The organism is Mycolicibacterium psychrotolerans, assembly GCF_010729305.1.
Taxonomy (GTDB): Bacteria; Actinomycetota; Actinomycetes; order Mycobacteriales; family Mycobacteriaceae; genus Mycobacterium; species Mycobacterium psychrotolerans.
On sequence record NZ_AP022574.1, the window covers coordinates 4595549 to 4614866 of the forward strand.

Consider the following 19318-nt stretch of genomic DNA (forward strand, 5'->3'; position numbering starts at 1 on the left):
CTTATCCCTCCACGCCGGGGTGACGACCGAGTGCCGAGCCCGCGCCGACCGAGGCGAAGTCGTAGGCGGTTTCAGCGTGCTCCGCTTCATCAGCGCCGGTGGATTCATCCTCCTCGTTGAGCCGCAGTCCGACGGTGTACTTCACTATCAAGGCCAAGATAGCTGTACCGATGGCCGAGTAGAGCAGAACCGCGCCCGCACCGACGGCCTGCCGCCACAACTGATCGACCCCGCCGCCGTAGAACAGGCCGGCGACGCCCGCGCCGGTCTCCGGCGCGGCGACCAGACCGATGAGCAGCGTGCCGACGATGCCGCCAACCAGGTGCACACCGACCACGTCGAGCGAGTCGTCGTATCCCAGTTTGTATTTCAGGCCGACCGCCAGGGCACACAGGGCACCGGCGACGACACCGACGACGAGCGCGCCGACCACGTTCACCGACGAGCACGACGGGGTGATCGCGACCAGGCCCGCCACGATGCCCGAGGCGGCGCCCAGCGAGGTCGCCTTACCGTCGCGGATCCGCTCGGTGAGCAGCCATGCCAGCATCGCCGCAGCGGTCGCCACGGTGGTGGTGACGAACGTCGAACCGGCCAGCCCACCCGAGGAGGTCGCCGACCCGGCGTTGAAGCCGTACCAGCCGAACCACAGCAGGCCGGCGCCGAGCATCACGAACGGCAGGTTGTGCGGCCGCATCGGCGTGCCCGGCCAGCCGCGGCGCTTGCCGAGGATGATCGCCAGCACCAGGCCCGCGGTACCGGCGTTGATGTGCACGGCGGTACCGCCGGCGAAGTCGACGGCGGCGAGCTTGTTGGCGATCCAGCCGCCGGTCTCCGCGGTCACGCCGTCGAACGAGAACACCCAGTGAGCGACCGGGAAGTACACGACGGTCACCCACAGCGCGGTGAACAGCAACCAGCCGCCGAACTTGATGCGGTCGGCGACCGCACCCGAGATCAGCGCGACCGTGATGATCGCGAACATCAACTGGAAGGCGATGAAGACCGTCGCCGGCAGCGTGCCGACCAGCGGGATGTTGACGGCGTCGACGGCTTCGACCCCCGCCGCCGGATCGGCGACGACCGCCTCCGCGGCATTGCCGCCGATCAGACCTTTGAGGCCGAAGAACTGTGTCGGGTCACCGAACAGGTTGTTGACGTCGTTGCCGAAGGCCAGCGAGTAGCCGTAGAGCACCCACAGCACGGTGACGACACCCATGGCCGAGATGCTCATCATGATCATGTTGAGCACGCTCTTGGCCCGCACCATGCCGCCGTAGAAAAACGCCAGGCCGGGTGTCATCAGCAATACCAGCGCGGCGCTTGCGAGCATCCACGCGGTATCACCGGTGTCCGGTATACCCATCGTCGGGAATTGGTCCACTCGCAGATTCCTCCTTCGACATGCCACAGCCGCGGGATGACGACCGTTGACCTGGGCATGACAATGCGCAGTGGTTGTTTCGCCGATGACGCACTGGTGTTTCGCTCGTGTGAACGGATCACCTGGTGACGTTTCGCTGCTGTTACATCACGCGTTTCGCAGCGGGGAGAGGCCGCGCGGGAGGCTAGCCGAGCAGCGCGTCGACGAACGCCGCGGGCTCGAACGGCGCGAGATCGTCGGGTCCCTCGCCGAGGCCGACGAGCTTCACGGGGACGCCGAGTTCCTGCTGGACGCGGAAAACGATGCCGCCCCTGGCGGTGCCGTCGAGCTTGGTCAGCACGACCCCGGTGATGTCGACGACCTCGGCGAACACCCGGGCCTGGGGCAGGCTGTTCTGACCGATCGTCGCGTCGAGCACGAGCAGGACCTCGTCGACGGCCGCCCGACGGCCCACCACGCGCTTGACCTTGCCGAGTTCGTCCATCAGGCCGGTCTTGGTGTGCAGCCGGCCCGCGGTGTCGATCACCACGACGTCAGCGCCCGACGCGATGCCGGTGTCGACCGCGTCGAAGGCCACCGATGCGGGGTCGGCGCCCTCGGCACCGCGCACCACCTGCGCGCCGACGCGCGATGCCCAGGTCTGCAGCTGATCGGCGGCCGCGGCCCGAAAGGTGTCCGCGGCGCCGAGGACCACCCGGCGGCCGTCGGCGACCAGCACCCGGGCCAGCTTGCCGACCGTCGTGGTCTTGCCGGTGCCGTTGACGCCGACGACCAGCAGCACCGAGGGCTTGTCCTCGTGCGGCAACGCCCTGATGGAGCGGTCCAGGTCGGTCTGCAACTCGGCGATCAGGACGTCGCGCAGCACGGCGCGCGCGTCGGCCTCGGTGCGCACGGTGCTGCTGGCCATGCGCGTGCGCAGCGCGGCGACCACCGACTCGGTCACGACCGGCCCCAGGTCGGCGATCAGCAGGGTGTCCTCGATCTCCTCCCAGGACTCCTCGTCGAGGTCGCCGCCGCCGAGCAGGCCCAGCATGCTGCGGCCCAGCGTGTTCTGCGATTTCGCCAGGCGGCCGCGCAGCCGGTCGAGCCGGCCCTCGGTGGGCGCGATGGACTCGAGGTCGGGGGCCACCGGCGCCGCAGGAGCTTCCGGCGCTGCGGGGGCCACCGGCGCCGCAGGAGCTTCCGGCCCTGCGGGTGCCACCGGCGCTTCTGGCGCCTCCGGCGGGGGGGCTTGGGGTGCTTCGGGCGCAGGTTTGTCCACCGTCGGGGCGGGAAGGGTGTCAGGCAGCCTGACGTCGGCGATGGGACGCTTCGGGGCGTCGCGCGGGATGGTGGCATCATCGCCGACGGCGGGCAACCCGGTGGTGTCGATGCGCTCGGGCGTCTTCGGCGGGCGCGGGGGCGCCTCGGTGGGCGCCGACGCCGAGAACGTGATCCCTGACGCGGCTTTGTAGCCGCCGGATCGATCGACAGGAGTGGCAGTGTCTGGAGCCGAGAGACTGATGCGGCGCCGGCGGTACCGCACCAGCCCGACGACGAGTGCAACGACCAGCAGGACGGCGATGACCGCGATGGCGATCCAGAGACCCTCACTCACCCGGCCATTGTCTCAGGGGCCTCGAGCGAGTCACAGCCGGTGAGCTTCGACCCCGGCTCGGCCCTGCAGCACCGCAAGCGGCGCCACATCGACGTGTGCCTGACCGAGCCCGTCGACTACCAGACGCTGACCACCGGTTTCGAGCGCTACCGGCTCCCCTACAACGCGCTCACCCAGACGGATCTGCGGCGCATCGACCTGGGTACCGAGTTCCTCGGCAGCAGGCTGCGGGCGCCGGTGCTGATCGGCGCGATGACCGGCGGCGCGCAGCTGTCGGGGATCATCAACCGGAACCTGGCTGCCGCGGCCCAGCAACTGGGTCTGGGGATGATGCTCGGCTCGCAACGCGTGATGATCGACGACGAGTCGGCGGCGGCGAGCTTCGCGGTCCGCGAGATCGCGCCCGACGTTCTGGTCGTCGGCAACATCGGGCTGGCGCAGGTGTCGACGGCGATCGTGCCCGGACTCGCCGCCGCACTGCGCCGCGTCGGCGCCGACGCCGTGGCGGTGCACACCAATCCGCTGCAGGAGGCGATGCAGCATCGCGGGGACACCGACTTCTCCGGCTCGCTGCACCGGCTGACAGAACTGGTCGACGCGCTCGGATATCCGGTGATGCTCAAGGAGGTCGGCCACGGCATCGGTGCGGCGGCAGCCGCCCAGCTGGTCGGCTGTCCGATCGCCGCGGTCGACGTGGCAGGCGCGGGTGGCACCTCATGGGCCCGCATCGAGCAGTTCGTGCGCTACGGCGAGGTGCGCCACGCCGCGCTGGCCGAATGGGGCATCCCGACCGCGCAGGCGCTGACCGAGGTGCGCGCGATCCTCCCCGACATGCCGCTGGTGGCCTCGGGCGGTATCCGCACCGGGATGGACGCGGCCAAAGCACTGGCGATGGGCGCCCAGGTGGTCGCGATAGCCCGGCCGCTGCTGGCGCCGGCGATCGAATCGGTTGCCGCCGTGGTGGATTGGCTGCAAGTCTTCCTCGAAGAGCTGGTGATCTGCCTGCACGGCTGCGGTGCGCAGGATCTCGCCGCGCTGCGCGCAGGCGGCGTCGTCCCCTCGGCCTGACCCGACCCCTCTTCGCCCAAACCAACGTTCGGGCGCGAAAGTACGGGTGGAATTGGCCAGAACGTCGATCTCGACGCCGGTCAGGACGGGCTGGCGACCAGTTCCTGTCCGCGCATCCGCTGGGAGATCACCGTGGTGATGCCGTCGCCGCGCATGGTCACGCCGTAGAGCGCGTCAGCGATCTCCATCGTCGGCTTCTGGTGGGTGATGACGATCAACTGCGAAACCTCGCGCAACTGCTCGAACAGGCTGATCAGCCGCCGCAGGTTGACGTCGTCGAGGGCGGCCTCCACCTCGTCCATCACGTAGAACGGCGACGGGCGGGCGCGGAAGATCGCGACCAGCATCGCCACGGCCGTCAGCGACTTCTCGCCGCCGGACAGCAGCGACAGACGCTTGATCTTCTTGCCCGGCGGCCGGGCCTCGACCTCGATGCCGGTGGTCAGCATGTCGCTGGGGTCGGTCAGCAGCAACCGGCCCTCGCCACCGGGGAACAACGTCGAAAACACCTGCGAGAACTCACGTTCGACGTCGGCATAGGCTTCGGTGAACACCTGCAGGATGCGGGCGTCGACGTCGGCGACCACGTCGAGCAGGTCCTTGCGGGCAGCCTTGACGTCCTCGAGCTGGGTGGACAGGAAGTTGTAGCGCTCCTCCAGCGCCGCGAACTCCTCGAGCGCGAGGGGATTGACCCGGCCCAGTTCGGCCAGCTCGCGCTCGGCCCGCTTGGCGCGCCGCTCCTGGGTGGGCCGGTCATAGGGCATCGGCGCGGGCGCGGTCACCTGCTCCCCGCGTTCGCGCGCCTGCTCGTACTCGGCCATCTCGAGATCCGTGGGCGGCAGCGGCACGCCCGGCCCGTACTCGGCGACGAGGTCGGCCACCGCCATGCCGAACTGCTCGAGGACCTGCTGCTCGAGCTGCTCGATCCGCAGCGCCGCCTGTGCCTTGGCGACCTCGTCGCGGTGCAGTGCGTCGGTCAGCGCGGCGATCCGGGTGGTGAGCTCGGTGACCTCCTCGCGGGCCCTGGTCAACTCCGCGGCCCGCACCTGACGCTCGGCGGCGATCTCGTCACGGATCCGCGATCCGACGGTCACCGCGACGCTCAGCCGCTTCGCGACCAGCCGACCGGACTCGGCAACCGCCTCGGCCACCGCTGCGGCGCGCACCCGCGCCTCGCGGGCCTGCCGGGCCCGGATCCGGGCCTCCCGTTCGGCGGCCGCCGCTCGGCGCAGCGAATCAGCCCGTCCGCGAACGGCATTGGCGCGCTCCTCGGCGGTACGCACAGACAGGCGCGCCTCGACCTCGGCGGACCGCGCGGCCTCGGCGGCGGCGGTCGACTCCTGCCGGTCGACGGGCTCTGCCTCGAACATCGGCTCCTGCTGGGCGTTGTGCAGCCGCTGTTCGAGTTCGCCGAGTTCGGCGACGGTGCGGTTGCGGCCGGCCTCGAGGTCGTCGCGTTGGGTGATCAGCCGCTGCCACTCGTCGTCGGCGGCGCGGGCGTCCTGCCCCAGCCGCCCGAGCTGCTCGTAGATCGCCGAGATGGCCGAGTCGGATTCGTTGAGGGCGGCCAGCGCCTGTTCGGCGGCGTCCTGACGGCTCGTCTGCTCGGCCAGCGCGCCGGCCAGCGCCGCCGAGAGTTCGGCGGTCTGCCGTTCGGCAGCCACCAACTCGGCGCGCGCCTTGTCGACCTCGGACTGGATCTCCAGCGTGCTCGGCTTGCGATCCGAGCCGCCACTGACCCAGCCCGCACCGACGAGATCGCCGTCGGCGGTGACGGCTCGCAGATCTGGTTGTGTGGCAACGAATTCCAGTGCGGCAGCGAGGTCGTCGACGACCGCCACCCCGGCCAGCATCGCGGTCACCGCACCCTGCAAGCGCGGCGCGGGGTCGACCACGTCGAGTGCCCACAGCGCTCCGGCGGGCAACTGTGCCGTCGCACCGGCGGGCGTCACCGGCCAGTCCCCCAGCACCAGGGCGGCCCGTCCGCCGTCGGACTCCTTGAGCGCGGCCAAGGCGTCGCGCGCGGCGGTGACGTCTTCGGCGGCCAGCGCGTCAGCGGCCGCGCCGAGCACGGCCGCGATCGCCGCTTCATGGCCGGGCCGCACCTTGACCAGGGCTGCAACCGAGCCGAAAAGTCCTGCGCCACTGCGGTTCTGCTGCAACCAGGCGGCACCGTCCTTGCGGTCCAGGCCGACCGAGAGTGCATCGATGCGGGCCTGCAGCGACGCGACCTGCCGTTCGCCTGCGCGTTCGGCGGCCTGCAGTTCGGCGACGCGTTCGTCGGCCAACCGCAGCGCGGCGACGGTCCGGTCGTGGTGCTCGTCGAGGCCGACCTCGCCCGCGTCGAGCTCTCCGACGCGCGCCTGCACCGTCTCGAACTCCGCTTGCGTCTGCTGAGCGCGCGCGGCCGCTTCGTCGATGCCCGCGCTCAGGCGCGCGACCGTCTCGTCGATCGACTCGACGCGGGTGCGCATGGTGTCGACCTGCCCGGCCAGCCGTGCCAGACCCTCTCTGCGGTCGGCCTCGGCCCGGGCGGCCGCCATGTGGGCGCGTTCGGCTTCGGCGGCGACCTGCTCACGTTCGGCGAGCTCGGCGCGGGTGGACTCGAGTCGGGCCCGCGACTCCTCGAGTTCCTCGAGCAGCAGCCGTTCCTGCTCGGCCACCTCGTCGGCCTGCGCGTCGAGGGCGTCGGGATCGGGGCCGCTGGACGCGGTCGGCTCGGCATCGAGGTGCTGGGCGCGCTCGGTGGCGATGCGCACGGTCGCGCCCACCCGTTCGGCCAGCGCCGAGAGCCGGAACCACCGCTGTTGCGCCGCATCGGCCCGCTCGCTGAGCTCGGTCACGGCGGCCTCGTGCGCGTCGAGTTCGAGCGTGCGCGTCTCGAGTCGGCGAGTCAGTTCGTCGTGTTCGCGGCGCAGCGTCGTCTCGGCCTGATCGGTGTCGTCGAACTCAGCCTTGCGGGTCACCAGATCGTCGGCGGCCAGGCGCAGCCGCGCGTCGCGCAGGTCGGCCTGGATGGTCTGGGCGCGACGGGCCATCTCGGCCTGGCGGCCCAGTGGCTTGAGCTGACGGCGCAGTTCGGTCGTCAGGTCGGTCAGCCGCGCCAGGTTGGCGGCCATCGAGTCGAGCTTGCGAACCGCCTTTTCCTTGCGCCTGCGGTGCTTGAGGACGCCCGCCGCCTCCTCGATGAACGCGCGCCGGTCCTCCGGCCGCGACTCCAGGATCTCCGAGAGCTTGCCCTGGCCGACGATCACGTGCATCTCGCGGCCGATGCCCGAGTCGGACAGCAGCTCCTGCACATCCATCAAACGGCAACTGCTGCCGTTGATCTCGTACTCACCGGCGCCGTCGCGGAACATCCGCCGAGTGATCGAGACCTCGGAGTACTCGATCGGCAGCGCGTTGTCGGAGTTGTCGATCGTCAGCGTCACCTCGGCGCGGCCGAGCGGCGCCCGCGAGGACGTACCGGCGAAGATGACGTCCTCCATCTTGCCGCCGCGCAGCGTCTTGGCGCCCTGCTCGCCCATCACCCAGGTCAGCGCGTCGACGACGTTGGACTTGCCCGAGCCGTTGGGGCCCACGACGCACGTGATGCCGGGCTCGAAGCGCAGAGTCGTCGGCGAGGCGAAGGACTTGAAGCCCTTCAGCGTCAGACTCTTCAGATGCATGACGCGTTACCCTACCGCCGGGAGGCTCAGCGCTCGGTGAAGCCCGAGAGCGCGTCGGCCGCGGCGGACCAGTCGGCGATGACCTTGTCGACGTGACCCGGGGTGACTCCGCCTTCGAGCAGGTCAAGCAGCTTTTGGCAGGCGTCGCGGGTACCCTGCGCGACCACTTGGACGCGGCCGTCGGGTTTGTTCGCCGCGAAGCCCGTCAGCCCGAGTTCGAGCGCACGCGACCGCGTCCACCAGCGGAAACCCACCCCCTGCACGTGGCCGTGCACCCATGCGGTGAGCCGGACCTCACTCTCGCCCAACATCTTTCACCTCAAACGTCACTTCAGTACCATCCTTCAACGTCCGTCCCACTGTGCACACCTGGTCGATGGCGCGCTCCACCACGGTCCGCAACCGGGTGAGCTCCTCGGGCGACAGAGCCGACAGGTCCAGTTCGAGCGACTCCTCGAGCAGCGGGTAGCGCTCCTGCTCGCGGTCGGCCGCCCCGGCGACCCGGATCGTCGCTCGGTAGTCGTCGCCCAGGCGGCGGCGCAGCGGCTGATCGCTGCTCAGGCCACTGCATCCGGCCAGGGCGATCTTCATCAGCTCGCCCGGGGTGAAGACGGCCTCGACGTCTTCGGAGCCGATGAGGACTTCCGCGCCGCGCGTGCTGCGTCCCGTGTAGCGCCGCACGCCTGTGCGCTCCACCCAGAGTTCGGTCATGCCCACATCTTCGCCCAGACCGACATTTGGGCGCGAAAAGGCCCGCTTTTCGCACCCAAATGTCGGTTTGGGCTTATGAGACTCACCGGACGCGGGGGCGGGGTTGGCAGCGCGGGCAGTAGAACGACGAGCGGTTCATGAACTTCTCCCGCCGCATGATCGCCCCGCAGCGCCGGCACGGTTCGCCCTCGCGACCGTAGGCGTCCAGCGACCGGTCGAAGTACCCGGACTCGCCGTTGACGTTCACATAGAGCGAGTCGAACGACGTGCCGCCCTGCCCGAGCGCATCGGTCATCACCGCGGCGGCGGCGTCGAGCAGCTCAGCCAGCTTGGCCTTGGACAGCCCCGAGGCCAACCGGGCCCCGTTGACCTTGGCCCGCCACAGCGCCTCGTCGGCGTAGATGTTGCCGATGCCGGACACCACCGTCTGATCCAGCAGCTGGCGCTTGATCTCGGAGTGCTTGCGCCGCAACACCGTCACCACACCGTCACGATCGAAGTGCGGGTCCAGCGGGTCCCTGGCGATGTGCGCGACGGGCACCGGCACCTCGGCGCCGTCGATCGTGACCGTGTCGGTGATCATCCACCCGCCGAACGTGCGCTGGTCGACGAAGCTCAGCGTGGTCCCGTCGTCGAGCAGCGCGGCGATGCGCAGATGGTTCTCGTTCGGCACCGGGCCCAGCAGCATCTGCCCGCTCATACCGAGGTGCACCACCAGGGCCGACCCGTCGGACAGCTCGAGCCACAAGTACTTTCCCCGCCGACCCGTCCCGGTGATCGTCATCTCGAGCAGACGGGCGGTCAGATCCGCCGGGCCCGCTTCGTGGCGGCGCACCGCGCGCGGATGGTGCACGCGCACCGCGGTGATGGTCCGGCCCGCGACATGCTGGTGCAGTCCCCGCCGGACCACCTCGACTTCGGGGAGCTCAGGCATTCCGCTCAGTCATCGGTCAGGGTGTTCCACGCAGCCGCAGCGGCCTTGAGTTCGGCTTCCTTCTTCGTCTTGCCGACACCGGTGCCGTATTCGCGCTCGGCGATCACCACCGAGGCGGTGAACTCCTTGTCGTGGTCCGGCCCGGTGGAGGTGACGGTGTAGGCCGGCGCACCGAGCCCGCGCGAGGCCGTCAACTCCTGCAGACTGCTCTTCCAGTCCAAGCCCGCTCCGAGAGTCGGTGCGGTGTCCAGCAATTCGCCGAACAACCGGAGGATCACCTCCCGGGCGACCGCGGCTCCGTGCGCGAGATAGATGGCGCCGAGCAGGGATTCGACACCATCGGCGAGAATGCTGGATTTGTCGGCGCCGCCGGAGTTCTCCTCGCCCTTGCCCAGCAGCAGATAGCTGCCCAGCCCCTTGTCCGAGAGCCGGCGCCCGACATCGGCCAGCGCCTGGGTGTTGACGATGCTCGCCCGCAGCTTGGCCAGATCGCCCTCGGAGCGCTCCGGATGACGGTGGTAGAGCTCCTCGGTGATCGTCAGCCCGAGCACCGAGTCCCCGAGGAACTCGAGGCGTTCGTTGGTGGGCAGCCCGCCGTTCTCGTAGGAGTAGCTGCGGTGCGTGAGCGCGATCGTGAGCAGTTCTGCGGGCAGCTCGACGCCGAGCGCCTCGAGGAGGGGCTGGCGATCGCCCGTCACGACTCGTCTCCGGGCTGCTCGCGAAGCTGCGCGAGCTTGGCCCATCGGGGATCGATCTGCTCATGGTGGTGTCCGGGCTCGGCGTCATCCATCCGCACGCCGCACTCGGGACACAGTCCGGCGCAGTCGGGGGTGCACACCGGCGAGAACGGCAGCGCCAGCCCGATGGCGTCGATGACCGGCTGCTCGAGGTCGACGGCGTCGGTGCCGCCGTCGCGGCCGACCCGGGGCACCTCGTCCTCGTCGGTCGTCGCCTCGGTCGTGCTGTCGGGGTAGGCGAACAGCTCGGTCAGGTCGATCTCCACGTCGCCGGACACCGGCCGCAGGCACCGCGCGCACTCACCTTCGGTGGGCGCCGACACGCTGCCCGTGACGAGGACGCCTTCCGAGACCGATTCCAGCCGGAGATCGAGGTGCATGGGCGCGCCCTGCGGCACGGCGATCAAATCCAGGCCGATCCGCGCCGGGCTGGGCACGGTGTCGTCGACGGTGATCATCGAGCCGGGCCGCCTGCCGAGCCGGGAGATGTCGATGACCAGCGGCGACCGTGACCCCCGGCGCGCCGCGGCGTTAACGCGCGTCGCCATGGTCGTATCGTACGGCGGGCCTGACGGCGCCCGTGCGCCGCCTGTGCCGCCTGTGCCGCCGCCGGTCGCTAGCGGGCCGCGTAGTCGTGGGTGCCGGCGGCGGTCCGCAGCTGGTGACGGCCGCGGCCGACGGAGCGGATGGTGCCGTTGAGGAAGTCCTCGAATTCGGCGAGTTTGCTGTCGACGTAGATGTCGCACTCGCCGCGGAGCCGGTCGGCCTCAGCGTGGGCGGAGTCGATCATCCGGGTGGCCTCGGCGGTGGCGGTCGCGACGATCTCGGTCTGCGACACCAGCCGCTGCTGCTCCTTGATGCCTTCCTGAACGGCCTTCTCGTAGGCGAGGTTGCCGCTCTCGAGCAACCGGTCGGCCTCGGACTTGGCCCGTCCGGTGCTGGCTTCGTACTCCCGCTTGGCGGTCGCGGAGATGCGGGCCGCCTCTTCCCGGGCCTCGCCGACCATGCGCTCGCTGTGCTGGCGGGCCTCGGCGACCATGCGGTCGGCCTGTGCCTTCGCGTCGGCGAGCAGCCGGTCAGCCTCGGCGCGGGCGTGGTTGACCATCGAGTCGGCTTCTGCATTGGCCGTCGACACGGTGGATTCGGCGTGGTCCTTGGCCTCGCGGAGCAGCGTGTCCCGGGCGTCGAGCACGTCCTGGGCGTCGTCGAGCTCGCCGGGGATCGCATCCTTGATGTCGTCGATCAGCTCCAGGACATCGCCGCGGGGAACCACGCATCCGGCCGTCATCGGCACGCCGCGGGCTTCTTCGACGATCGCGCCCAGTTCGTCGAGCGCTTCAAAAACTCGGTACACGGCGGCACCCCTTCAGGCGTAGTTGTTAGTGACCAGTGTGCCTGGTGTTACGCCTGTGACTGAGTTGCCCGCGCCGGTGTGTCGCGGTTGCGTGCGTGGGTCAGCGCAGCGCGGCGCTGATGGCGTCGCGGGCGCGGTCCAGCATGGAGGCGAACGGACCCACGGCGAAGTTCAATTTGGCCGACTCGACCCCGGGATGCGGGCGCGTGGGGGCGATCGCCTCGGCGGCCCGCACCGCCGCGGCGAGGCTTTTGAGCTCGTTCTCGTCGAGATCGCGCTTGAGTTTGGTGAACTCCTCGGTCTCCTCGCGCTCGGCGTGCTCGAGCACCGCCTCACGGAACGCGGTCAGTTCGGTGATGAACTCGTCGGAGCCGACGTCCATCGACTCCAGCTTGCTCAGTTGCTCCTTGGCCTCGTGCTCCTCGCGCAGGCGGGCGTCGACGACCTCGTCGCCGGCCGCACCGTCGTTGCGGGCCCGGGGGTGCACGACCATCTCCTCGGCCGTCTCGTGCACCGCGAGGAGCTGGCGGAGCTCGATGAACGCCTCCTCGCGGGCTTTCGTCCCGGAGGCTCCGAGCACCTCCTCGAACAGGTCCTTGATCAGATTGTGCTGGTCACGCAGGAACGCGACGACGTCGTCGGTCGATTGCACGAATGTCTCAACCACGGCAGTACCTCCGTCGGGGCGGGATGGGTGATGTGCGGCGCGGGGCTGTCGCACCTGCGTGTTACCTACCCGCCGACGGACGGCTCAACCGCGCAGCTTGGCTTGCAACCGGGCGTTGACGGCGGCGGGCAGCAGCTCGGACACGTCGCCGCCCAGTGTGGCGACCTCCTTGGCCAGCGACGACGACACGAACGAGTACTGCGGCGTGGTGGCGACGAAGAACGTGTCGACACCGGCGATGTGCTTGTTCATCTGCGCCATCTGCAGCTCGTACTCGAAATCGGTGCCTGTGCGCAGACCCTTGACGATGGCGGTGAGGCCGCGATTCTTGACGAAGTCCACGACCAGGCCCTGACCGGACTCCACCCGCAGATTCGGCAGATGGCCGGTGGACTCCACGATCATCTCGATGCGCTCGTCGAGGTCGAACATGCCCTTCTTGGCCGGGTTGACCAGAATCGCGACCACGACCTCGTCGAACTGGGCGGCAGCGCGCTCGAAGATGTCGATGTGCCCCAGCGTCACCGGATCGAAGGATCCCGGGCACACCGCTCCGCTCATGGAGGTCGACGCTAGCAGCGGCAACCGGCCGTCAGGCGCGCTGGGCGAGCTCGACACGTGTGTCGCCATAGCGGCGGGCCTTCCACGCGATCCACCCGTCGGGCCAGTCGATCTGCGGGACCGACGTGGGCCGCTCGACGACGACGACCGACCCGTCGGCCACCCAACCGTGGTCGGCCAGCGCGGCGACGAGGCCAGTCACCTCCCCGGTGGTGACCGCGTACGGCGGGTCGGCGAGCACCAGGTCCGCCGGTGCGCCGGCCGCTCCGGCGACGACGGCGGCCACCGGTGCGCGGCGCACGGTCGCCCCCCGCGCACCCAGCGAGGCGATGTTGCGTTCGATCACCGCGGCGGCTCGCGCATCGGATTCGACGAACAGCGCCGAGCGGGCCCCGCGCGACAGCGCCTCCAGCCCGAGTGCTCCCGATCCGGCATAGAGGTCGACGACGTCGATGCCGGTGAAGTCGATGCGCACCGCCAGCAGGTTGAACAACGACTCCCGCACCCGGTCGGTGGTGGGGCGGGTGCCGTGCTGGGGCACCGCGATGCGGCGCCCCCCGAACTCGCCGGCGATGATGCGGCTCAGGTGACGACCACCAGCAGGTCCCCGCCCTCGACCTGTGCCGTGGCCGACACCGCCACCCGGGTCACCGCGCCCGCCTTGGGCGCGGTGATGGCGGCTTCCATCTTCATCGCCTCGATCGTCGCGATCGTCTGGCCGGCCTCGACGGTGTCGCCCTCGGCGACGTTGACCGTGACCACGCCGGCGAACGGCGCCGCGACGTGGTCGGCGTTGGTGCGGTCGGCCTTCTCGGCGGCGGGCACATCGCTGGCGACGCTGCGGTCACGGACCACGACCGGGCGCAGCTGGCCGTTGATGATGCACATGACCGTGCGCATACCCCGCTCGTCGGGATCGGAAATGGCCTCCATCCCGATCAGCAACTCCACCCCCCGCTCGAGCGTGACGCGGTGCTCGTCGCCGTGACGCAGGCCGTAGAAGAACTGGTTGGCCGACAGACTGGAGGTGTCGCCGTACACCTCACGGTGTGCCTCGTACTCCTTCGTCGGGCCCGGGAACAGCAGCCGGTTCAACGTCGCCTGCCGGGCGGGCCCGGCCTGCGTGAGGGCCTGCTCGTCCTCCTCGCTCAACGGGGTCGACGGCTTGGCCGGGGCGCGCCCGGCCAGCGCCTTGGTGCGCAGCGGTTCCGGCCAGCCGCCCGGCGGATCGCCGAGCTCACCACGCAGGAACCCGATCACCGAGTCGGGGATGTCGAATTTGTCCGGCTCGGCGGCGAACTCGTCGGCGGTGATGCCGGCACCGACCAGGGCCAGGGCCAGATCGCCGACCACCTTCGACGACGGGGTCACCTTGACCAGCCGGCCCAGGATCCGGTCGGCGCCCGCGTAGGCGGCCTCGATCGCCTCGAAGCGGTCCCCGAGCCCCAGCGCGATGGCCTGCTGGCGCAGGTTCGACAACTGGCCCCCGGGGATCTCGTGGGTGTACACGCGCCCGCTTGGCGTGGTGGGGCCGGACTTGGCGACGTCGAAGGGCGAGTAGACCTTTCGCAGCGCCTCCCAGTAGGGCTCCAGATCGCACACCGCCGACAGCGACAGGCCGCTGTCGTACTCGGTGTGGGCGGTGGCCGCGACGATGGAGCTCAACGCCGGCTGGCTGGTGGTGCCCGCCAGGGGCGCCGACGCCCCGTCGACCGCATTGGCCCCGGCCTGCCAGGCGGCCAGATAGGTGGCCAGCTGCCCGCCCGGGGTGTCATGGGTGTGCACGTGCACCGGCAGGTCGAATCTGCTGCGCAGCGCACCGACCAGTGTCGCCGCGGCCTGCGGGCGCAGCAGGCCGGCCATGTCCTTGATCGCGAGCACGTGCGCACCGGCGTCGACGATCTGCTCGGCCAGCTTGAGGTAGTAGTCGAGCGTGTAGAGGTTCTCCCCCGGATCCGACAGGTCCCCGGTGTAGCTCATCGCGACTTCGGCGACGGCCGTTCCGGTTTCGCGCACCGCGTCGATCGCGGGCCGCATCGAGTCGACGTTGTTGAGCGCGTCGAAGATCCGGTAGATGTCGATGCCGGTCGCCGTGGCCTCCTGCACGAAGGCGTGCGTCACCGACTCCGGGTAGGGCGTGTACCCCACCGTGTTGCGCCCGCGCAGCAGCATCTGCAGGCAGATGTTGGGCACCGCCTCGCGCAGCGCGGCCAGCCGCTCCCACGGATCTTCCTTCAGAAAGCGCAGTGCCACATCGTAAGTGGCGCCACCCCAGCATTCGATCGAGAGCAACTGCGGGGTCAGCCGGGCGATGTAGGGCGCCACCATCAGCAGCCCCGAGGTGCGGATGCGGGTGGCCAGCAGCGACTGATGGGCATCGCGGAACGTGGTGTCGGTGACGCCCACCGACTTCGATTCGCGCATCCACCGGGCGAACGCCTCGGGTCCGACCTCGGTGAGCAGGTGCTTGCTGCCGCGCGGCGGCATCGTGTCGAGATCGATCTGCGGCAGCTTGTCGTGCGGGTACACCGTCGAGGTTCTGGGCCCGTGCGGCTGGTTGACCGTCACGTCGGCGAGGTAGTTCAGGATCTTGGTGCCGCGGTCGGCGGGCGATCGCGCGGTCAGCAGGTAGGGCCGGTCGTCGATGAACGAGGTGTTGACCCGCCCCGCACGGAAATCCGGATCGTCGATCACCGCCTGCAGGAACGGGATGTTGGTCGACACCCCGCGGACCCGGAACTCGGCCAGCGCCCGGTGCGCCCGGGCCACCGCGGTGTCGAAATCCCTTCCGCGACAGGTCAGTTTGACCAGCATGGAGTCGAAGTGGGCACCGATCTCGGCGCCCAGGTGCGCGCCGCCGTCGAGGCGGATGCCCGCCCCGCCCGGCGACCGGTAGGCGGTGATCCTGCCCGAGTCGGGCCGGAAACCGTTGGCCGGATCCTCGGTGGTGATCCGGCACTGCAGCGCGAAACCCCTTGGCGCGGTCAGCATGTCCTGGCTCAGTCCCAGATCGGCCAGCGTCTCGCCCGACGCGATGCGCAGCTGGCTGGCCACCAGGTCCACATCGGTGATCTCCTCGGTGACCGTGTGCTCGACCTGGATACGCGGGTTGCATTCGATGAACACGTGATGGCCGCGCTCGTCGAGCAGGAATTCGACGGTCCCGGCGCAGGAGTAGCCGATCTCGCGCGCGTAGGCGACCGCGTCGTCACAGATGCGTTGCCGGAGCTCCGGGGGCATGTTCGGCGCGGGCGCCAGCTCGATCACCTTCTGGTGACGACGCTGAACGCTGCAGTCCCGCTCGAACAGGTGCATGACGTGGCCGTCGGTGTCCGCGAGGATCTGCACCTCGATATGGCGGGGGTTGAGAACCGCCTGCTCGAGGTACACGGTCGGATCGCCGAACGCCGACTCCGCTTCCCGGCTGGCGGCCTCGATCGCCTCGGGCAACGCGGCGGGATCGGTGACCCGGCGCATGCCGCGGCCGCCGCCCCCGGAGACGGCCTTGACGAACAGCGGAAACTCCAGGTCGCGCGCGGCGGCGACCAGCTCGTCGACCGACGACGACGGCGCCGACGAGGTCAGCACCGGCAGGCCGGCTGCGCGGGCGGCCTCGATCGCGCGCGCCTTGTTGCCCGTCAGCTCGAGGACGTCGGCGCTGGGCCCGACGAACGTGATGCCGTTCGCGGCGCAGGCCGCGGCGAGTTCGGGATTCTCCGAGAGGAACCCGTAGCCGGGGTAGACCGCGTCGGCGCCGGCCTCGAGGGCCACCCTCATGATCTCGTCGACCGACAGGTAGGCGCGGACGGGATGGCCCATGTCGCCGATCTGATAGGACTCGTCGGCCTTCAACCGGTGCAGTGAATTGCGGTCCTCGTACGGGTACACCGCAACGGTCGCGATGCCCATTTCGTACGCGGCGCGGAACGCACGGATGGCGATCTCACCGCGGTTGGCAACGAGGACTTTTGTAATCTGACCGGCCACGGTTCACCTTAACCGGCGGCGTGGGCCGATCAGATCAGTGTCGACCAGTAGTTCCAGAACCGTTCCAGGATCAACAGGATGACCGCGGTGAACCACAGCGCCACCAGAGACCAGCGCCACGTGTACACCGCGCGCACCACGGCGTTGCCGCTGCGCTGCGGCTGCAGCGCGATCGAGGTGGCGACCACCAGCAGCGGGACCGTCACGCTCCACACCACCATGCAGTACGGGCAGAGCGCCCCGATGCGGTACAGGCTCTGGAAGATCAGCCAGTGCACGAACACAGCGCCCAGTAGCGATCCGACCGCCAGCCCCGCCCAGTACCAGCGGGGCAGCGCGACCTTCGCAACGGCCAGCACGCCGGTCACCACGACCACGGCGAAGGACACGATGCCGATCAGCGGGTTCGGGAAGCCGAACACCGAGGCCTGCGGGGTGATCATCACCGAGCCGCAGGACAGCACCGGGTTGATGCTGCAGCTGGGCACGTAGTCGGGGTTGATCAGGATCTCGATCTTCTCGATCGTCAGCGTCATCGCCGCGGTGAGACCGACGACCCCTGCGATGAGAACCCACCACGCGCTACGACGTGGTACCGCGACACCGCCCGGCTCGCCGGCCGACGGATCGGTCTGCTCGACGGGTCCGGTCGCGGTGACGGTCATGACGCGGGCACCGGCGCGGGGGCGGGCGGGGCGGCCTCGAGGCCCGGCACGTCACCCACGATCGTGCGGATCTTGCCGACGAGTTCCTCAGGGGTGCTGTATTGGTAATCCTCGCCGTTGATCCGGATGGTCGGCGTCGCCTTGATGCCGGTGGCGCCGGCGAGCCCGTTCACCATGTCGACGAAGCGGCCCTTCTCGATGCACTCGGGCACGGTTCCGGCGGCGCCGGCCTGCCGGGCCACCTCGACCAGCCGGGCGTTGTCCGGATAGCTGGCCCCGGTCTCGCTGGGCTGCTGGGCGTAGAGCGCGGCGTGGAATCTGCGGAACGCGTCGTTGGACTCCTCGGCCACGCAGTACGCCGCGCCACCGGCGCGCGACGGATAGTTCTGGTTCTGCGGACGGTCCAGGATGCTGACCATGTAGTAGTCGGCGGCGATGACGCCGGCGTCGACGAGCTTGTTGATCGTGGGCCCGAACTGCTGCTCGAAGGCACCGCAGTGCGGGCACAGGAAGTCCTCGTACATCGACACGACGGCCTTGGGCTCGTCGGTGCCTTCCTTCTTGATCACACTCGACGACGCGACGCGGATGGACTTGGTCTCGCCCGCGGTGGGCTGGTCATCGGCCGACATCACGATGTAGAGCACCAAGACGACCGCGAAGATCACCACGACCGAGGTCAGACCGATCTGCACGAGCAGGTTGCGCTTGCGGTCGGCTGCCTTCAGGTCGTACCGCGCGTTCTTCTTGGGTTTGGTGGCCACGGGACACAGAGTACCGGCGCCGTGCGGTGCACCTCAGCCAACGCGGCTCAGATGGGCGCGCATAGCCGAGATCATGTCGGCGGTGGCCGTGGCGCTGGCGCCCCCGAGCGGGAAGAAATTGGCGAAGCCGTGCACCACCGAGCCGTACTCCCGGTAGTCGACCGGGGTGCCCGCCGCGCGCAGCGCGTCGGCGTAATGCCTGCCCTCGTCGCGCAGCGGATCGAAGCCGGCGGTGACCAGCAACGCCGGCGCCAGGTCCGAGTGGTCGGCGGCCAGCAGCGGGGACACGTCCGGATGGGTGCCGTCGACCCTTGCGCCGTCGAGGAACCGGGCGGTGAACCAGTCCATGTCGCGCTGGGTGAGGAAGAAGCCGTTGGCGAACAGGGTTCGCGACCGGGTCGACGCGCCGTGGTCGGTGACGGGATAGAGCAGCAGCTGCAGCGCCGGTGCGGGTGCGCCCTCGGCGCGCGCCCGCAGCGACACCACCGCCGACAGGTTCCCGCCGGCGCTGTCGCCGCCGACGGCCACCCGCCGGGGGTCGGCGCCGAGCGCGGCGGCGTTGTCGCGGGCCCACAGGTAGGCGGCGTAGGCGTCGTCGGCGCCCGCAGGCGCCTTGTGCTCGGGGGCGAGCCGGTAGTCGACCGACAGCACGTGCACCGCGCCGGAGCGGCAGATCTCTCGGCACAGGTCGTCGTGAGTGTCGAGGCTGCCGATCACGTGGCCCCCGCCGTGATAGAAGACCAGCAGCGGTGCGTCCGGCTCGTTCGTGCGGTAGTGCCGGGCCCGGATCGGGCCGACGGCGCCGGACACCGTCAGGTCGGTCACCTCGGGAACCGGGATCCGACGGTGGTAACTGGCGGCCAGCAGCTCGAGCTGGGTGCGGGCGGCGTCGACGTCGTCGTCGGCCACCAACCCGTCGAGGCCGAGCGCCTGCTGGCCGGCGAGCATCAGGTGCAGCGTGGTGTCGAGCGTGTTGCCGTCCAAGGTGATCGAGCGGCCGCCCAGCAGCGCCCGCTTCACCCGATGCGGGATGCGGGGCAGCCCGCGCAGCGTGACGCCGGCCACCGCGTTCGCCACGGCGTCGCGCCGGCGGACCGCGCGGACAGGGCCTGCGGCGGGTCGCTCACTGGTCACGCTGGAGGTCATGGGGTGCTCCTTCTTCTCAGCCGAACCCTGATCCGCCACCGGCGACGCGGCATGGCGCTGATTAGGTGCGGTCTC

The 19318-nt window shown here is 70.0% G+C and carries 17 protein-coding genes; 1 reads left to right on the forward strand and 16 read right to left on the reverse strand.

All coding sequences use genetic code 11. The features are described 5' to 3' along the window. Nucleotide 1 precedes the first annotated feature (1 nt). Together G6N45_RS22365 and ftsY are read right to left on the reverse strand one after the other, a co-directional pair. A complete protein-coding gene (locus G6N45_RS22365) occupies nt 2–1366 on the reverse strand; it encodes an ammonium transporter (RefSeq protein ID WP_163728883.1) in 1365 nt (454 codons plus the stop codon). A gap of 202 nt (nt 1367–1568) precedes the next feature. Then, nucleotides 1569–2981, reverse strand: coding sequence for a signal recognition particle-docking protein FtsY (gene ftsY / locus G6N45_RS22370; protein WP_163724894.1), 1413 nt, complete (start codon nt 2979–2981; stop codon nt 1569–1571). Between the two features lie 39 nt (nt 2982–3020). Here ftsY and fni point away from each other — a divergent pair, with 39 nt between their 5' ends. Next, a complete protein-coding gene (gene fni, locus G6N45_RS22375) occupies nt 3021–4049 on the forward strand; it encodes a type 2 isopentenyl-diphosphate Delta-isomerase (protein WP_163724898.1) in 1029 nt (342 codons plus the stop codon). Nucleotides 4050–4129: 80 nt separating this feature from the next. Here the strand turns inward: fni and smc are convergent, their stop codons facing one another. The 14 genes from smc to G6N45_RS22445 all read right to left on the reverse strand — a co-directional run bounded on the left by smc (nt 4130) and on the right by G6N45_RS22445 (nt 19243). Then, nucleotides 4130–7717: a chromosome segregation protein SMC gene (gene smc, locus G6N45_RS22380; RefSeq protein ID WP_163724903.1), complete on the reverse strand. Its 3588-nt coding sequence runs from the start codon at nt 7715–7717 to the stop codon at nt 4130–4132. Between the two features lie 26 nt (nt 7718–7743). Further along, a complete protein-coding gene (locus G6N45_RS22385) occupies nt 7744–8028 on the reverse strand; it encodes an acylphosphatase (protein ID WP_163724906.1) in 285 nt (94 codons plus the stop codon). Then, nucleotides 8012–8428 carry an OsmC family protein gene (locus G6N45_RS22390; RefSeq protein WP_163724909.1) on the reverse strand — a complete coding sequence of 139 codons (417 nt, stop codon included), beginning with the start codon at nt 8426–8428 and terminating at the stop codon, nt 8012–8014. Before G6N45_RS22390 ends, G6N45_RS22385 begins: the two co-directional genes overlap by 17 nt. A gap of 82 nt (nt 8429–8510) precedes the next feature. After that, nucleotides 8511–9362, reverse strand: a complete 852-nt coding sequence (gene mutM / locus G6N45_RS22395) for a bifunctional DNA-formamidopyrimidine glycosylase/DNA-(apurinic or apyrimidinic site) lyase (protein ID WP_163724912.1) — start codon at nt 9360–9362, stop codon at nt 8511–8513. Nucleotides 9363–9367: 5 nt separating this feature from the next. Next, nucleotides 9368–10060: a ribonuclease III gene (rnc, locus tag G6N45_RS22400; RefSeq protein ID WP_220100583.1), complete on the reverse strand. Its 693-nt coding sequence runs from the start codon at nt 10058–10060 to the stop codon at nt 9368–9370. Beyond that, on the reverse strand, nt 10057–10647 hold the full coding sequence (locus G6N45_RS22405; protein WP_163724919.1) for a YceD family protein: 591 nt from the start codon (nt 10645–10647) through the stop codon (nt 10057–10059). The genes rnc and G6N45_RS22405 overlap by 4 nt, the downstream gene beginning before the upstream one ends. Before the next feature lie 68 nt (nt 10648–10715). Continuing rightward, on the reverse strand, nt 10716–11453 hold the full coding sequence (gene sepIVA, locus G6N45_RS22410) for a cell division protein SepIVA (RefSeq protein WP_048418125.1): 738 nt from the start codon (nt 11451–11453) through the stop codon (nt 10716–10718). A 100-nt stretch (nt 11454–11553) separates the two neighbouring features. Beyond that, entirely contained in the window at nt 11554–12120 is a 567-nt protein-coding gene (locus tag G6N45_RS22415; RefSeq protein ID WP_163724921.1) for a hemerythrin domain-containing protein, read from the reverse strand. Between the two features lie 84 nt (nt 12121–12204). Beyond that, entirely contained in the window at nt 12205–12681 is a 477-nt protein-coding gene (gene coaD, locus G6N45_RS22420; protein WP_163724924.1) for a pantetheine-phosphate adenylyltransferase, read from the reverse strand. A gap of 31 nt (nt 12682–12712) precedes the next feature. Beyond that, on the reverse strand, nt 12713–13267 hold the full coding sequence (rsmD, locus tag G6N45_RS22425; RefSeq protein ID WP_163728885.1) for a 16S rRNA (guanine(966)-N(2))-methyltransferase RsmD: 555 nt from the start codon (nt 13265–13267) through the stop codon (nt 12713–12715). Then, complete coding sequence (locus G6N45_RS22430) at nt 13264–16668, reverse strand: pyruvate carboxylase (RefSeq protein WP_163724927.1); 3405 nt, start codon at nt 16666–16668, stop codon at nt 13264–13266. The genes rsmD and G6N45_RS22430 overlap by 4 nt, the downstream gene beginning before the upstream one ends. Before the next feature lie 29 nt (nt 16669–16697). Next, nucleotides 16698–17333, reverse strand: a complete 636-nt coding sequence (locus G6N45_RS22435) for a vitamin K epoxide reductase family protein (RefSeq protein WP_163724930.1) — start codon at nt 17331–17333, stop codon at nt 16698–16700. Next, nucleotides 17330–18097 carry a DsbA family protein gene (locus G6N45_RS22440; protein WP_163724933.1) on the reverse strand — a complete coding sequence of 256 codons (768 nt, stop codon included), beginning with the start codon at nt 18095–18097 and terminating at the stop codon, nt 17330–17332. Before G6N45_RS22440 ends, G6N45_RS22435 begins: the two co-directional genes overlap by 4 nt. Nucleotides 18098–18130: 33 nt before the next feature. Continuing rightward, nucleotides 18131–19243, reverse strand: a complete 1113-nt coding sequence (locus G6N45_RS22445) for an alpha/beta hydrolase (protein WP_163724936.1) — start codon at nt 19241–19243, stop codon at nt 18131–18133. Between the last annotated feature and the right edge of the window lie 75 nt (nt 19244–19318).

What these genes read in the sequence shown, in the direction of transcription:
- G6N45_RS22365 (WP_163728883.1), bottom strand. Translation starts at nt 1,366, where the DNA reads ATGGGTATACCGGACACCGGTGATACCGCGTGGATGCTCGCAAGCGCC.
- smc (WP_163724903.1), bottom strand. Translation starts at nt 7,717, where the DNA reads ATGCATCTGAAGAGTCTGACGCTGAAGGGCTTCAAGTCCTTCGCCTCG.
- G6N45_RS22385 (WP_163724906.1), bottom strand. Translation starts at nt 8,028, where the DNA reads ATGTTGGGCGAGAGTGAGGTCCGGCTCACCGCATGGGTGCACGGCCAC.
- G6N45_RS22390 (WP_163724909.1), bottom strand. Translation starts at nt 8,428, where the DNA reads ATGACCGAACTCTGGGTGGAGCGCACAGGCGTGCGGCGCTACACGGGA.
- mutM (WP_163724912.1), bottom strand. Translation starts at nt 9,362, where the DNA reads ATGCCTGAGCTCCCCGAAGTCGAGGTGGTCCGGCGGGGACTGCACCAG.
- G6N45_RS22405 (WP_163724919.1), bottom strand. Translation starts at nt 10,647, where the DNA reads ATGGCGACGCGCGTTAACGCCGCGGCGCGCCGGGGGTCACGGTCGCCG.
- coaD (WP_163724924.1), bottom strand. Translation starts at nt 12,681, where the DNA reads ATGAGCGGAGCGGTGTGCCCGGGATCCTTCGATCCGGTGACGCTGGGG.
- G6N45_RS22435 (WP_163724930.1), bottom strand. Translation starts at nt 17,333, where the DNA reads ATGACCGTCACCGCGACCGGACCCGTCGAGCAGACCGATCCGTCGGCC.
- G6N45_RS22445 (WP_163724936.1), bottom strand. Translation starts at nt 19,243, where the DNA reads ATGACCTCCAGCGTGACCAGTGAGCGACCCGCCGCAGGCCCTGTCCGC.